Annotated in this window: 18 protein-coding genes; 8 read left to right on the forward strand and 10 right to left on the reverse strand. The window is 70.4% G+C overall.

Going from position 1 to position 13825, the window contains the following annotated elements; translation table 11 throughout:
- The coding region (locus tag ACMGFI_RS01015; RefSeq protein WP_436906726.1) for a hypothetical protein at window positions 1-677 on the forward strand (677 nt) is incomplete at its 5' end.
- A 42-nt stretch (window positions 678-719) separates the two neighbouring features.
- Here the strand turns inward: ACMGFI_RS01015 and ACMGFI_RS01020 are convergent.
- From ACMGFI_RS01020 to ACMGFI_RS01045, 6 genes are all read right to left on the reverse strand, one after another.
- On the reverse strand, window positions 720-893 hold the full coding sequence (locus tag ACMGFI_RS01020; RefSeq protein WP_436906727.1) for a DUF7129 domain-containing putative zinc-binding protein: 174 nt from the start codon (window positions 891-893) through the stop codon (window positions 720-722).
- Window positions 894-995: 102 nt separating this feature from the next.
- Complete coding sequence (locus ACMGFI_RS01025) at window positions 996-1139, reverse strand: hypothetical protein (RefSeq protein WP_167837420.1); 144 nt, start codon at window positions 1137-1139, stop codon at window positions 996-998.
- An 81-nt stretch (window positions 1140-1220) separates the two neighbouring features.
- The gene (locus ACMGFI_RS01030) at window positions 1221-1589 is read right to left on the reverse strand and encodes a Cdc6/Cdc18 family protein (RefSeq protein ID WP_436906728.1); all 369 of its coding nucleotides are present in this window, start codon (window positions 1587-1589) and stop codon (window positions 1221-1223) included.
- A 125-nt stretch (window positions 1590-1714) separates the two neighbouring features.
- Window positions 1715-2404, reverse strand: coding sequence for a TIGR00266 family protein (locus tag ACMGFI_RS01035; RefSeq protein WP_436906729.1), 690 nt, complete (start codon window positions 2402-2404; stop codon window positions 1715-1717).
- Between the two features lie 113 nt (window positions 2405-2517).
- On the reverse strand, window positions 2518-2736 hold the full coding sequence (locus ACMGFI_RS01040; protein WP_436906730.1) for a DUF8015 family protein: 219 nt from the start codon (window positions 2734-2736) through the stop codon (window positions 2518-2520).
- Between the two features lie 69 nt (window positions 2737-2805).
- On the reverse strand, window positions 2806-3558 hold the full coding sequence (locus ACMGFI_RS01045; protein ID WP_436906731.1) for a DUF429 domain-containing protein: 753 nt from the start codon (window positions 3556-3558) through the stop codon (window positions 2806-2808).
- A 166-nt stretch (window positions 3559-3724) separates the two neighbouring features.
- Here ACMGFI_RS01045 and ACMGFI_RS01050 point away from each other — a divergent pair, with 166 nt between their 5' ends.
- Together ACMGFI_RS01050 and ACMGFI_RS01055 are read left to right on the forward strand one after the other, a co-directional pair.
- Window positions 3725-3919 carry a cold-shock protein gene (locus ACMGFI_RS01050; RefSeq protein WP_006883278.1) on the forward strand — a complete coding sequence of 65 codons (195 nt, stop codon included), beginning with the start codon at window positions 3725-3727 and terminating at the stop codon, window positions 3917-3919.
- Window positions 3919-4113, forward strand: a complete 195-nt coding sequence (locus ACMGFI_RS01055) for a cold-shock protein (protein WP_436906732.1) — start codon at window positions 3919-3921, stop codon at window positions 4111-4113. The genes ACMGFI_RS01050 and ACMGFI_RS01055 overlap by 1 nt, the downstream gene beginning before the upstream one ends.
- A 211-nt stretch (window positions 4114-4324) precedes the next feature.
- Here ACMGFI_RS01055 and ACMGFI_RS01060 read toward each other — a convergent pair whose 3' ends face one another.
- Window positions 4325-5191 (reverse strand): aldo/keto reductase, encoded by an 867-nt coding sequence (locus tag ACMGFI_RS01060; RefSeq protein WP_436906733.1) that lies wholly within the window; start codon window positions 5189-5191, stop codon window positions 4325-4327.
- Between the two features lie 145 nt (window positions 5192-5336).
- Here ACMGFI_RS01060 and arsN2 point away from each other — a divergent pair, with 145 nt between their 5' ends.
- On the forward strand, window positions 5337-5777 hold the full coding sequence (arsN2, locus tag ACMGFI_RS01065; protein WP_436906735.1) for an arsenic resistance N-acetyltransferase ArsN2: 441 nt from the start codon (window positions 5337-5339) through the stop codon (window positions 5775-5777).
- 11 nt (window positions 5778-5788) lie between these two features.
- Here arsN2 and ACMGFI_RS01070 read toward each other — a convergent pair whose 3' ends face one another.
- Together ACMGFI_RS01070 and katG are read right to left on the reverse strand one after the other, a co-directional pair.
- Complete coding sequence (locus tag ACMGFI_RS01070; protein WP_436906736.1) at window positions 5789-5962, reverse strand: hypothetical protein; 174 nt, start codon at window positions 5960-5962, stop codon at window positions 5789-5791.
- Window positions 5963-6096: 134 nt separating this feature from the next.
- Window positions 6097-8262, reverse strand: a complete 2166-nt coding sequence (katG, locus tag ACMGFI_RS01075; RefSeq protein WP_436906738.1) for a catalase/peroxidase HPI — start codon at window positions 8260-8262, stop codon at window positions 6097-6099.
- A 238-nt stretch (window positions 8263-8500) separates the two neighbouring features.
- Between katG and ACMGFI_RS01080 the strand changes: the two genes are divergently transcribed.
- From ACMGFI_RS01080 to ACMGFI_RS01095, 4 genes are all read left to right on the forward strand, one after another.
- On the forward strand, window positions 8501-9802 hold the full coding sequence (locus ACMGFI_RS01080; protein WP_436906739.1) for a M48 family metallopeptidase: 1302 nt from the start codon (window positions 8501-8503) through the stop codon (window positions 9800-9802).
- Between the two features lie 105 nt (window positions 9803-9907).
- The gene (locus tag ACMGFI_RS01085; protein WP_436906741.1) at window positions 9908-11527 is read left to right on the forward strand and encodes an alpha,alpha-trehalose-phosphate synthase (UDP-forming); all 1620 of its coding nucleotides are present in this window, start codon (window positions 9908-9910) and stop codon (window positions 11525-11527) included.
- Window positions 11514-12332, forward strand: coding sequence for a trehalose-phosphatase (gene otsB / locus ACMGFI_RS01090; RefSeq protein ID WP_436906742.1), 819 nt, complete (start codon window positions 11514-11516; stop codon window positions 12330-12332). The genes ACMGFI_RS01085 and otsB overlap by 14 nt, the downstream gene beginning before the upstream one ends.
- A 76-nt stretch (window positions 12333-12408) precedes the next feature.
- Window positions 12409-12618: a hypothetical protein gene (locus ACMGFI_RS01095; RefSeq protein WP_436906743.1), complete on the forward strand. Its 210-nt coding sequence runs from the start codon at window positions 12409-12411 to the stop codon at window positions 12616-12618.
- A gap of 107 nt (window positions 12619-12725) precedes the next feature.
- Here the strand turns inward: ACMGFI_RS01095 and ACMGFI_RS01100 are convergent, their stop codons facing one another.
- Entirely contained in the window at window positions 12726-13805 is a 1080-nt protein-coding gene (locus ACMGFI_RS01100) for an NAD(P)/FAD-dependent oxidoreductase (RefSeq protein WP_436906744.1), read from the reverse strand.
- Window positions 13806-13825 lie beyond the last annotated feature (20 nt).

Raw genomic sequence — 13825 nt, forward strand, 5'->3', positions numbered from 1 at the left:
GTCAACAACACACCGGCCAGCAACCTCAACAACACACCGGCCAGCAACCTCAACAACACACCGGCCAGCAACCTCAACAACACACCGGCCAGCAACCTCAACAACACACCGGCCAGCAACCTCAACAACACACCGGCCAGCAACCCCCCCAGCAGGCCGGCCGGCAGTCTCAACAGCAGACTGGTCAGCAGTCACAGCACCCCGGCCAGCAGTCACGGCACCACAGCCAACAGGGGTCACACTCCGGGACGGCCAGCAGCCCGCAACACAGTCCGAGCGAGCAGAACTATCGACAGGGCGGACAGCAGGGGACCGGCGGGCACCGAGGGGGCAGCGACCGGACCGCCAGCAGCCCGGACCACCGCCCGAGCGAGCAAGGGTCACAGCAGCGCGGGGGGAAAGTCCAGAGCCGGCAACAGCACAGCCAGCGGACGGGCGGGCGACCCGGACAGCCGACGCGGGGCGGCCAGCAGTCGGGAGGGCGCCAGCAGTCACGGGGCGGTCCGGAGGACAGCTCCGGGCGCTCGCGCGGCGCCGCCGAATCCAGCCAGTGGCCGGACACGGAACCCGGCCGGCACACCGGCACCTGGTCGGAGGAGGGGCTCCGCTACGGCGGCGAGGCGCGTCACGGACACGACCCGACCCACGTCGGCAGCGAGAACACGGCCGGGCGATAGCCGTCGAGGGATCCCCGGCCGTCGCGGACGACCGCCGCGCCGTCAGGTGTCCGGCGCAGCGTCGAATCCCTCGACCTCCTTGATGTCGGTGCCGCCGCAGTTCGGGCAGTCGGCCCGGGCGTCGTCGAACCGCTCGCCGCAGTCGGCGCACTCGTAGCGGACACCGGGTTCGTTGTCCGGGACGAGCACGTCCCTGACCGTGTCGAAGATGCCCATGCGAGGGGGTTCGCCGCGGCCGGTCGAAACCCCCTCGCTTGCGAACGAAGGGCCGGGAGGGGTCCGGGCCGCGCGACCGCGGCGACGCCGGAGTCGCGGATCCTACAGGCCGACGAGGTCGTCGAGTTCCACGTCCCTGACGCGGCCGCCGCAGGCCGAACACTCGCTGACGTTCGTCGGCGCCGGGCCGCCCTCCATGTGTACCACGCCACAGTCCGTACACACTTCGAGTTCAGCTTCGAGCATACACCGGGTCGTCAACCCGACGACACATGGGTCTTGTGCCGGCCCGGGGTCGTACTCGGCGGAGTCGCGGGGGGAGAACGGTCAGGAGTCGAGCGAGCCGAGCCGCTCCGCCAGTTCCGCGGTGCGGTCGTCGTCGGCCAGCGCCGCGCGGACCGCGTCGGCGGGCGGCACCAGCCGGTAGTTCGGCCGGCCCTTGCCGGCGGGCGACGCGTCCACCCGCGCGCCCTCGACGACGCCGTCGGCCTCGAGTTCGTTCAGCGTCCGCGCCACCTCCGCTTCGGTCACCGTGCCGAGGACCTCCCCCTCGACCGCGTCCATCGCGTCGTTGCACGCCCGCCGGATCTCGCCGGCGTGGGCCGGCGTCTCGTCGCGCACGGACAGTTCGACCACGCCCGCGGCCACGACGCGCGACGCCAGCGACTCCGAGTCGAGTTCGGCTCGTTCGCTCATGTCCACCTGTTCGGACGGCCCTGTCATAACGATTGTGCGGGATCCACCGACCGCGTGACCGGTCTGACGGCTACGCGCAGGCCGCGGCTCCGGGCGGCTCGCGCCCCGGCCGCGACGCCACCCGGTCACGTGGTCGTCGTGGTGGTGTTGCGCTGGGGGATCTTCGGGATCAGCCACGAGAGGAACGCGTCGGGGCTACGGGTCTGGGTCCAGACGGTCCCCTCGCCGGAGAACTCGCAGACCAGCCCCTCGCCGCTGAACAGCGTCGACTTCAGCCCGCCGACCTTCCGCACGTCGAACGACAGCGACTCCTCGAAGGCGACGATGTGGCCCGTGTCGACGACGAACGACTCGTCGCTCGTCACCTCGTGCTCGTCGATGGCGCCGTAGCTCGACAGGAAGACGGGCCCGGTCCCCGACAGCCTGAGCAGGAACAGCCCCTCGCCGCCGAAGAAGGTCTTCGCGCCGCCGAACTCGGTGTCCACCTCGACCGTCGGGTCGGAGGCCAAGAACGACGACGACTGGACGTACAGCGTCTCGTCGGCGAGTTCGTGGTGTTGCACGTCGCCCGACAGGGCCGGCGCCAGCTGGATCTCCCCGCCGTCGGGCGCCGAGAACGCATTCATAAAAAAGGACTCGCCGCCGAACAGCGACCGCGAGATGGACTTGAAGATGCCGCCCTCGGCGCTGGTCTCCACCTCGACCGACGGCGACTTGCTCACCATCGCACCCGCCTCCGAGCGGACGGACTCGCCGGGACCGAGGTCGAGCGTCAGCTGCGCGTACGACGGCCTGTGGGAGATCTCGTGCTCCATGGACACCCTGTTGGTTCGCCGATACGATATCCTTGTCGCCGGATCGTTGCGTGTCGCCGGCGGACCGGTCACCAACTGGGCGCCGATCGGAACGCCGACCGGGAGGGTTCCGGTCAGTTCAGCGCGTCGACCTCGTCGGTGAGGTCGTCGGCCCCGTCGACGGGGCCGTTGACGAACAGGCCGTGGCCGATGAGCGCGACGGCGACGAGGCCCGCGGCGAACACCGACGTGGTCGCCGCGACCGACGTGAGCGCCGCGACCGCGACGCCCGCGCCCATACTGGCGACCACGCCGAGCAAGACCAGGTCGTAGTACTGCCAGGTGTAACCCATGACACCCCTTCGCGCGGCAGCGGAAAAAGTGCTCGGGCGGCGCGCCGAACCGCCTGAGGGGAGGCGGGCTCACTCGGTCACGAGCGGGCCGTCGGCGCGGTACGTGATGGCCATCGGCAGGCCGGCAGCGTCGGTCGGCGGGTCCGCCGGGAGCGTCCGGAGGTCGCCCTCCCCGGGGGCGGCGGTGTAGGCCAGCGCGACCCCGTCGAGTACGTCGGCGACGGTAACCTCGTGACCTTCAGTGGCCTCGGCGGCGGCCTGGACGACCGGCGGCGCGTCGCGGTCGTGGTGGGCGAGCGTCCGCATCCGCTCGGCGTACCCCGCGGCGTAGGCCGTCCCGTGTTCCAGCGGCTCGCCCGCGAACGCGCGGAAACAGACCTCGGGGTGGCTCTCCGCGAACGCCGCCCTGGCCTCCGGGACGTTCTGGAGGAGTTCGTCGACGGCGACGATGGCGTCGCTCAGTTCGAACGCCCGCTCGGAGATGCCCCGCCCGGCCTTGCGCTCGTTGACTCGCTGGGCGGCGGGATACCGGCGTTTGCGCGTCGCCTCCCGCACCGGCGGCGTGACGACCGCGTCGCTCATCGGCCCGAGCACGCGCCGCGCGAGCTCGTCACAGCGGCGTCCCTCCTCGCCCTCCTCGACGAGCCCGACCGGCACGTCCACGAGCACGCGCTCGGCGGTCTCCTCGTAGCGGACCCACAGGTCGCCCACCTCCGCGAAGACCGCGGCGTGGTCGAACCCCTCGCGGTCGAACGCCACCGCGAACCACGACCCCTCGGACCAGGCCGCGCCGACGTACAGCGGTTCCCCGGCGTCGCTCATTACCAGTTACTCCGCCCCGCTCGATAAAAACCCCTCGCCCGCTTGCGATCCCCCCGCCACCACGACTCTCACGCGGCTGAGAATCCCCGATCCCGGTTCCGTGACGGGTCGTGGTAACGGTTCTCTCGGAATGCTTATACATCCCCCGCCTCTGTGTTTAGTCGCAATGGCATCCGGTAAGGTTGATTTCTTCAACGACACGGGCGGTTACGGTTTCATCGAGACTGAGGACGCTGACGACGACGTTTTCTTCCACATGGAGGACGTGGGCGGTCCGGACCTCGAAGAGGGACAGGAAGTGGAGTTCGACATCGAGCAGGCCGACAAGGGCCCGCGAGCGACCAACCTGGAGCGCCTCTAATGGCCTCCGGTAAAGTCGACTTCTTCAACGACACTGGCGGCTACGGCTTCATCGACACCGACGAGGAGGACGAGGACGTCTTCTTCCACATGGAAGACATCGGCGGCCCCGACCTCGAAGAGGGCGAGGAAGTCGAGTTCGACATCGAGCAGGCCGACAAGGGCCCGCGCGCGTCGAACCTCACCCGACAGTAAGTCGCTGACTCCGACGGCGTCAGCGACGGGCTGACCCCGGAATCTACTACTCACTCACCGACGAGCGACGGCGCCGTCGGTGGTACCGCACTATCGTTCCGCGGAGCGACAGCGCCGTCAGTGCGCCGCCGGCACACGCCACCGAGCGACCGCGCCGCCGCTCGCGGTCGCGAAATCCGAAAAACGCACTCGAAGCCCGCCAGCGACGGCCCTACTGCGGGTCGATGTCGTTCAGCTTCGCCAGGTCCTCGTCGGTGAGTTCCACCTGCGAGGCGGCGACGTTCGATTCGAGGTGGTCGACGCTGGAGGTGCCGGGGATGGGCAGGGTCACGTCGGAGTGTTCGAGCAGCCACGCGAGCGCGACCTGGCGGCGGCTGGCGCCGCGGGCCTCGCCCACCTCGTCGAGGACGCCCGCGACGCCCTCGTCGTCGACCGTGTAGAGCGGACCCCACGGGATGAAGCCCACGTCGTACTCCTCACAGGCGGCCAGTACGTCCTCGTCGTCGCGGTAGGCGACGTTGTACTGGTTCTGGACCGTCGCGATGTCGACGATGTCGCGGGCCAGATCCAGCTGGTCGACGGTGACGTTCGACAGGCCCACGTGGTCGACCTGCCCGGCGTCTTTCATCTCGGCGAACGCGTGGACGGAGTCCTCGAAGTCCGTGTCGGGGTCCGGCCGGTGGAACTGGTAGAGGTCGATGCTGTCGACGCCCAGCCGGTCGAGGCTGCAGAGCACCTGATTGTGGAGGAACTGCGGGTCGCCGTGTGTCGGCCACTCGCCGTCGCGGTGGCGCAACAGGCCGGCCTTCGACGCGACCACGGGGTCGGCGTCGACCTCGGCCAGCGCCTCGTTGAGGATCCGCTCGCTGACGCCCGGGCCGTAGGAGTCCGCGGTGTCGATGAAGTCGACGCCGAGTTCGACCGCGCGGTGGACGACCTCGCGCGCGGTCTCCTCGTCGTCGGGGCGGCCGATGATATCTTCCCCTGTCAGTCGCATCGCGCCGAAGCCCAGGCGGTGGACCGTCAGCTCCCCGCCGATGTCGAACGTGTCGCTCTCGTTGTGTACGTCCTCAGCCATAGCGCTCCGATCTGGGGTCGCCACCCACTAAGCCGTGGGGAAGCCGGAAGGCCGGGTGGGGTTCGGCGGGGGCCGCCTCCCTGACGGCGGCGGATGCCCCCCGACGGCGGCAAACGTCTTTGCGTCGGCGGCGGAACGTCCCCGCATGGTCGAACCCGTCGTCACGCTCGACCCGACGGACGGGTCCGCCGAGTACGTCGAATCGGTCCTGGCCGGCGCCGGCCTGCCGACCGACGACCTGGGACGCGACGCCGTCGACTGCTACGTCGCACGCGCGGCCGGCGAGCGGGTCGGCGTCGGCGGCCTCGAACGCCACGGGCGCGACGGCCTGCTCCGGTCGGTCGCGGTCGAGCCCGAGCACCAGGGATCGGGCTACGGTGCCGCCGTCGTCGACGGGATCGAACGGGAGACCAGCGACGCCGGCGTCGACCGGCTCTTCCTGCTCACCACGACCGCGAGCGACTTTTTCGCCGGGCTGGGCTACGAATCGGTCGAACGCGAGGACGTACCGGCGGCGCTCCGGACCACCGAGCAGTTCGCGGAGCTGTGTCCGGCGAGCGCGACGGTCATGCGGAAGTCGCTGTAGCGCGCCCACAGTCACTCCAGTCGCTCGCGCGCGACGAAGACGGTCTTGAGTTTCCGCCCGCAGTCCGGACAGCACAGCGCCTGCCACTTCGTCGGGTCGAGGTCGGCGATGGTCTCGCTGCGGATGGCCGACTCGCGAGGGACCGACCGTTCGCAAGTCTCGCAGTGGAGGTCGTCGTCGCTCATGCGCGCGGCTACGGGCGGTGCGCGCAAAGCCACTCCGGATCGTCCGGCGGCGTCGGAAAACGGAAGGAAAATCCCGGTCGGGGTTCAGATGGGACGGGTCGCGGTCACTTCGAGTCGAAGCGTTCGGGGCGCGGTCACTTCAGGTCGAAGCGGTCGGCCCGCATGACCGTGCTCCAGGCGTCGACGAAGTCTTCGACGAGTTCTTCCTCGCCGTCCTCGGAGCCGTACACCTCCGCGATGGCGCGCAGCCGGGAGTTCGACCCGAAGATGAGGTCGAAGCGGGTCCCCTCCCACTCCAGTTCGCCCGTGTCGCGGTCGTAGCCCTCGTAGACCTGGTCGGCGCCGTCGGCGGGCTCCCACTCGGTGCCCATGTCGAGCAGGTTGACGAAGAAGTCGTTGGTCAGCGTGCCCGGCCGGTCCGTGAACACGCCCAGCTCCGAGTCCTGGTAGGTCGCGCCCAGCGCGCGCATCCCGCCGACCAGCGCCGTCATCTCCTCGGCGCTCAGGTCGAGCAGGTCCGCCCTGTCGACCAGCAGTTGCTCGACCGGGCGGTCGACGTCGTCCGCGACGTAGTTGCGGAACCCGTCGGTCTTCGGCTTGAGCGCCTCGAAGGAGTCGGCGTCGGTCTCCTCGGCCGTCGCGTCGACGCGGCCGGGCTCGAACGGCACCGTCACGTCGTAGCCGGCGTCGGCGGCAGCCTGTTCGACGGCCGCGTTGCCGCCCAGCACGATGAGATCAGCCAGCGAGACGCGGGTGTCGTCGTCCTGGGCCTCGTTGAACTCCGCCTGGATCGACTCGTAGGTCTCCAGCGCCGTCTCCAGCTCGGCCGGCTCGTTGACCTCCCAGCTACGCTGGGGCTCCAGCCGGACGCGGGCGCCGTTGGCGCCGCCGCGCTTGTCGCTGTCGCGGTAGGTCGACGCCGAGGCCCACGCGGTCTTGACCAACTGCGACCGGGAGAGGTCGCTGTCGAGGATCTCGGCCTTGAGCTCTTCGACCTGCTCATCGTCGATGAGGTCGAAGTCCCGGTCGGGCAGCGGGTCCTGCCAGATCTTCGTCTCGTCGGGCACCTCGGGGCCGAGCAGGCGCTCGGGCGGACCCATGTCGCGGTGGGTCAGCTTGTACCAGGCCTCGGCGAAGGCCATCCCGAACTCCATCGGGCTCTCCTGGAAGTCCTCCATGATCTCGCGGTAGTCGGGGTCGCGCTTCAGCGCGATGTCCGTCGTGAGCATCATGGGGGTGTCCCGCTCGTCGTCGTCCAGCGCGTCGGGGGCCGAGCCCTCGAGTTCGCCGTCCTTGGGCGTCCACTGCCAGGCGCCGCCGGGCCCCTTCTCGGGCTCCCACTCGTAGTCGAGCAGGTTGTCGACGTAGCCCATGTCCCACCAGGTCGGGTTCTGCGTCCAGGGACCCTCGATGCCGCTGGTCGTGACGCCCTCCTCGGCGGCGGTCTCGCCGTCCTGCCAGCCCAGCCCCATGTTCTCGATGGGGGCCGCCTCGGGCTCGGGGTCGTGGGCCTCGTCGGGGTTGTCGGCGCCGTGGACCTTCCCGAAGGTGTGGCCGCCGGCGATCAGCGCGGCCGTCTGCCTGTCGTCCATCGCCATCCGCGAGAACGTCTGCCGGATGTTCTTCGCGGAGGCCTCCGGGTCGGGCTCGCCCTTCGGGCCCTCGGGGTTCACGTAGATGAGGCCCATGACGGAGGCGCCGAGCCCCTCCTGGATCCCGCCGGGCTCCTCGAAGCGGTCGTCGGCCTCCCACTCCTGTTCGGGCCCCCAGTCGACGGCCTCGTCGGGCTCGAAGGCGTCCTCGCGGCCGCCGCCGAAGCCGAACGTCTTGAAGCCCATCGACTCGATGGCGACGTTGCCCGCCAGGACGATCAGGTCGGCCCACGAGAGGTTGCGGCCGTACTTCTGCTTGACCGGCTGGAGCAGGCGCCGCGCCTTGTCGAGGTTGGCGTTGTCGGGCCAGCTGTTGATCGGCGCGAAGCGCTGTCGCCCGCCGGCCGCGCCGCCGCGGCCGTCGTAGGCGCGGTAGGTCCCGGCGCTGTGCCACGCCATGCGGATCATGAGGGGGCCGTAGTGGTCGTAGTCGGCCGGCCACCACTCTTTGGGCGTCGTGATCGCCTCCTCGATGTCGGACTTCACCTCGTCGAGGTCGAGTTCCTGGAACGCCTCGGCGTAGTCGAAGTCGTCGTCGTAGGGTCCGGCGTCGCGCGCGTTCTGGTCGAGGGCACTCAGGTCCAGCGAGTTCGGCCACCAGTCACGGTTCTTCTTCCGTGTCTGGGGATTCGGCTCGTTGTTGCTCATTAGTCATCTCTCTAGCGGGATTGTTGCTCCATAAGGTTACCTTTGGATAGGAACAACCCGGTAAGGTCCCCTGAATCGGCCCACCGGGGAGCGACGGCCCGTTGCGGGGCCGAGTGGTCGCCCTGTCGGACTGCCGAACGGTCGAATTCCGCGACCCGGCGACGACGGCGGCCCCGTCCGGCGGGTCGGTGAGGCGGCGGGCGAGGGGATTTAATGGGCCGCTCCCGTATCGGCCGGTATGCTCGCGTTTCACGTCGCCTTCCTCGCCCTGCTGGTCGGGACGGAGGCGTTTTTCACCTGGCTCGCGGCGCTGAACGTCCGCCACGGCGCCGCGGCGGTCACCCGGGAGGCCGAGTGGTTCGACGACCGCCTCGACGTCGACGACACCGACGAGCTGCTCGGCTACCAGCGCGCGACGACCGGGGCCGCCCAGCTGGAGTCGTGGGTCGGACTCGGGCTGGTCCTGCTGGTACTGTACTCGGGCCTGCTGGCCGACGCCGTCGCCGCCGTCGAGTCGCTCGGCTTCGGTACCGTGCCCTCCGGCGTCGTCTTCTTCCTCGGCGCCGTGGCCGTCCTCCAGGTCTCCTCGCTGCCCTTCGACTGCTTCGACACCTTCGTCGTCGAGGAAATCTTCGGGTTCAACGAGGCGTCGCCGAAACTCTGGGTCCGCGACAAGGTCGTCGGCCTCGCCGTCGCGCTCGCCTTCACCGCCGTCATCGGGGCGGCGGTCATGTGGGTCGTCGCGGCGTTCCCGGCGCTGTGGTGGGTCGGCGCCTGGGCGCTGTTCGTGGCCTTCTCGCTGGCGATGATGGTGATCTACCCCCGGGTGATCGCGCCGCTGTTCAACGACTTCGAGCCCGTCGAGGAGGGGGAACTCCGCGACGCCGTCACGGACGTGTTCGACCGCGCGGGCTTCGAGTGCTCGCAGATCTACGTGATGGACGCCAGCCGGCGCAGCGGCCACTCCAACGCCTACTTCGTCGGCTTCGGCGCGACCAAGCGCGTCGTCCTCTTCGACACGCTGGTCGAGCAGATGGAGACCGAGGAGCTCCAGGGCGTGCTCGCCCACGAACTCGCCCACTGGAAGAAGGCCCACATCTGGAAGCGCGTCGGCGCCTCGGCGGTCCAGATGGGGATCGTCCTGTTCGTCGCCTACCAGCTCGTGACCGGGCCGTGGCTCTACGAGATGTTCGGGCTCGCGACGGGCGCCGGCAAGCCGCTCTACGCCGGCCTGCTACTGGCCGGGCTCGTGCTCCAGCCGCTCACGCGGCTGACCAGCCCCATCGAGAACAGGCTCTCGCTGGCCCACGAGCGGGAGGCCGACGCCTTCGCCGTCGAGGTGATGGGCGACGGCGAGCCGATGGTCGACGCGCTCACCCGCCTCGCCAGCGAGAACCTCTCGAATCCCTTCCCGCACCCGCTCTACGAGACGTTCCACTACACCCACCCGCCGATCCCCGAGCGGGTCCGGGAGATCCGTCGGCGGGCCGGGGAGACGGCCGCGAGTGACGGCGACACGACCGACGCGTCGGCGGGATAGACCCCGTTCTACTCCTCGATTTCCGGAAGCGTGACGATCCGGGTGACACTCGCAGGTGCAAGCCGCGGCCATACCCCCGTGGCGGGGCAAGAGCGGGTAGCTGACATGGCGAGGACACACCTGCGTGCGGACCGGGTCGAGGCCGACCTCGACCGACTCCTGGCGGCGACCGGCGACGACATCGTCGTCGCCTCGAACCGACAACCGTACAGACACGACTACGAGGGCGGCGAGGTGACGGTCGACCGCCCGGCCGGGGGGCTGACCGCCGGCCTCGACGCGGTCATGCGGCGCGTCGACGGCACGTGGATCGCCTGGGGGGACGGCGAGGCCGACGAGGCCGTCGTCGACGGCGACGACACCGTCACCGTGCCGCCCGACGAGGGCGGCGAGGGCAGCGCGGGACCCGCCGCCGCGGCCGACGCCGACGGGACCTACACCCTCCGCCGGCTGTGGCTCGACGACGACGAGGTCGAGGGCTACTACTACGGGATGGCCAATCGGGTGCTGTGGCCGCTGTGTCACGCCGCGCTGGGTACCGTCGAGAGTTGCGGCGACGCCTGGGGGGACTACCGCCGGGTCAACGACCAGTTCGCCGACGCGATGGCGAGCGCCGCCGCCGACGGCGACCCCCTCGTCTGGCTCCACGACTACCACCTCGCGCTCGCGCCCCGGCAGGTCCGCGAGCGGACCGGGAGCGGGGGCGACGGCGTCGCCCGCGACGGGACCGACCGCGACGGCGATCCGACGCTCGCACACACCTGGCACATTCCGTGGCCCAGCTGGGACACGTTCCGGGCCTGCCCCAACCGCGAGGCCCTCCTCGACGGGCTGCTCGGCAACGACCTGCTCGTCTTCCACGTCCCGCGGTACTGCGAGAACTTCCTGCGGAGCGCCGACCGGGGGCTCGACGGGACGACCGTCGACGTCGACGCCGGGACCGTCGACTACCGCGGCCGGACGACGGCGGTCAGGGCCGCGCCGATGGGCGTCCCCGTCGACCGCATCCGCGAGCAGGCCGACAGCACGGAAGCCACGGGGTTCCGCGCCGCCTTCCGGAAGAACAGGGGCATCGACCGCGACACGCGCCTCGGGATCGGCGTCGACCGCCTCGACTACACCAAGGGGATCGTCCAGCGCCTCGACGCCGTCGAGCGGCTCTTCGCGGAACAGCCCGACTACCGCGGCGAGTTCACGTTCGTCCAGGTCGGCACGGAGAGCCGGTCGGCCATCCCGGCCTACGCGGACTACCAGGACCGCGTCGAGGCGGCCGTCGAGCGGGTCAACGACCGCTTCGCGACCGACGACTGGCGGCCGGTCGTCTACACGACGGACATGATCTCGAACGAGGGGCTCGCCGGACTCTACCGCGAGGCCGACCTGGCGGTCGTCAGCCCCGTCCGCGACGGGATGAACCTCGTCGCCCAGGAGTACGTCGCCGCCCAGAGCGACGACCCGGGGGTGCTCGTCCTCAGCGACCAGGCCGGCGTCCACGACGAACTCGGCGAGTGGGCCGTCTCCGTGCGCCCGCACGACACCGAGGGGTTCGCCGCCGCGCTCGACGACGCCCTCTCGATGCCCGACCGCCAGCGGCGCCGCCGCGCGAACGCCCTGGCCGACGGCGTCGAGGACGGCGACCTCGACGCCTGGCTCGGGGACGTGCTCGGCGCGGTCGCCCGCGTCGCGCGGCCCGACGGGGGTGTCCCCACCCGTGCAGACCACTGACGCGACGCCGCTGTGGCTCGCCCGCGAGGGCGTCGCCGACCGGCTCGCCGCCGCCCCCGGCGTCGTCTGCTGTCTTGACTTCGATGGAGTGCTCGCCCCCATCGTCGACGACCCCGACGCCGCCGCGATGCCCGCGCCGCTGGGCGAGCGCCTCGTCGCCCTCCGCGAGTGCGAGTCCGTCCGCGTCGCGGTCGTCAGCGGCCGCGAACTCTCCGACCTGCGCGACCGCGTCGGGATCGACGGGATCGCCTACGCCGGCAACCACGGTCTCGAACGCTGGGTCGACGGCGAGCGGTCGGTCGCCTCCGACGCCCGCCGGAGCGCTGACGCCGTCGCGCGGGTCTGCGACCGCCTCGACGATCAACTCGCGCACGTCCCCGGCGTCGGGATCGAGGACAAGGACCTCACCGCGACGGTCCACGTCCGCGACGTGCCCGACGACCGGGTCCCCGAAGTGGAGCGCGTCGTCAGGGAGACGGTCGAAGAGGCGATGAGCGCCGGCGGCCCCGCCATGGAGATCCGCGACGGCAAGGCCATCCGCGAGATCCGCCCCGCCGTCGACTGGGACAAGGGCCGGGCCGTCGAGCGGCTGGCCGAGGCGGCGCCCGACGGCTGGCTCCCCCTCTACGTCGGCGACGACGTGACCGACGAGGACGCGTTCCGCGTGCTGGACGGGGAGAGCGGGTCGCTCGACGGAGTCGGGATCCTGGTCGGCCAGCGCGAGACGGCCGCGGACGTTCGGATCGGGTCACAGCGCGACGTGCGCGAACTGCTGGACCTGGTCGCCGAAGCACAGTGCGAGTGAGACCGATCCGCCGGCGCGGATCCATCTCCGAGCGGCCGCAAACAGTAATGTGACCCGAGGCCGAACGCTACGCCCGATGCGCGAGTTGCTCGCGGACGCCCTGGCGCCGACGCGGTACAACGTGGCAGCGGCCGTCAGCGCCGCGGCCCTGCTGTTCGTCGCCTACGTCGTCGTCCCACACCCCTACGTCCAGTACGGCGCGTGGCTGGTCATCTTCACCGTCTGGATGGTGTGGTTCGTCTACCTCGGCGTCGACCACGTCTACGGGATCGACTCCGAGCCGTGAGCCCGGGAAAACCGCAGGTGCCGCTCATACGGATTATTGCACGCGTTTACCGGGTCGACCGCACGCAGTCGTGCGTTCGATCCCGGAATGTCTTGCAATAATCCGTATCAGTCGTCGTCAGCGGGCTGTTCGTCGTCCGCGGGCTGCTCGCCGCCCTCGTCCGCTTCGACCCGCGGCCCGCCGGCGTGGCCCTCGTGGGCGATAGCCGTCGCGAGCAGTTCCTCGGAGACCGCCGGCACGTCGCCCGAGGAGACCGGACCGAGTTCGTCGATGGCCTCGGTCGACCGGGGGAACTCCCGTTCGTCCATGTGGATGGCGATGCCGGCCTTGGCGCCCTGGCCCATCGCGACGGGGATCTGGTTGTGGCCGGGGGTCACGTCGCCGACCGCGTAGACGCCGTCGACGCTGGTGCGGCCGTGGTCGTCGACGGCGACCGTCCCGTCGTCGGTGATCTCGCAGCCCAGCGACTCGTGGAGGTCGGTGTTGTACTCCGAACCGAGCATCGGGAAGCCGCCGCGGTACTCCCGAACGGTGCCGTCTTCGAACTCGAACGATTCGAGCCAGCCGCCGTCGTCGCGGTTGGCCGCGGTGATCTCTTCCTCGACCACGTCGACGGGGTGGTTGTCCAGCATCTCCGCGGTGTCCGCGCTCCACTCGGGGTCGTCGCCCCGCAGTAGCACGTCCACGTCGTCGGTGAAGTTCAGCATGATCATCGCGACGTAGGCTGCCGAGTCGCCGGTTCCCATCACGTAGACGGGCTCGTCGACGAACATGTAGGCGTCGCAGTGCAGGCAGTAGTGGAGCCCGCGGCCGGTCGGCGGCAGCGGCGGGTCCGGCCGCACGTCCGAGAAGCCCGTCGCCAGGACGACGTTGCCGGCTGTGTACTCGCCGTCCTCACCTTCGAGGACGAATGACCCGTCGTCCACCCGCTCGACCTCCTCGACGAAGTCACGATGCACGTCGGCGCCGTAGGAGGCGACCTGTTCTTTCGCCGTTTCGAGGAACTCGACGCCGCTGGTCTCCTCGGTGACGCCGATGACGTTGTGGGTGTCCTGCATCATCGCGGCGCGGCCGCCGCCGCGGTCGACCAGGGCGGTGTCCAGCCCCAGCCGCGTCGTGTAGAGCGCGGCCGTCAGCCCCGCCGGGCCGCCGCCGACCACGACCACGTCGTACTCGCTGTCGCTCATGTACCCGTCGCTAGCGAACG

Source organism: Halosimplex marinum, from assembly GCF_051414075.1.
Classification (GTDB): domain Archaea; phylum Halobacteriota; class Halobacteria; order Halobacteriales; family Haloarculaceae; genus Halosimplex; species Halosimplex marinum.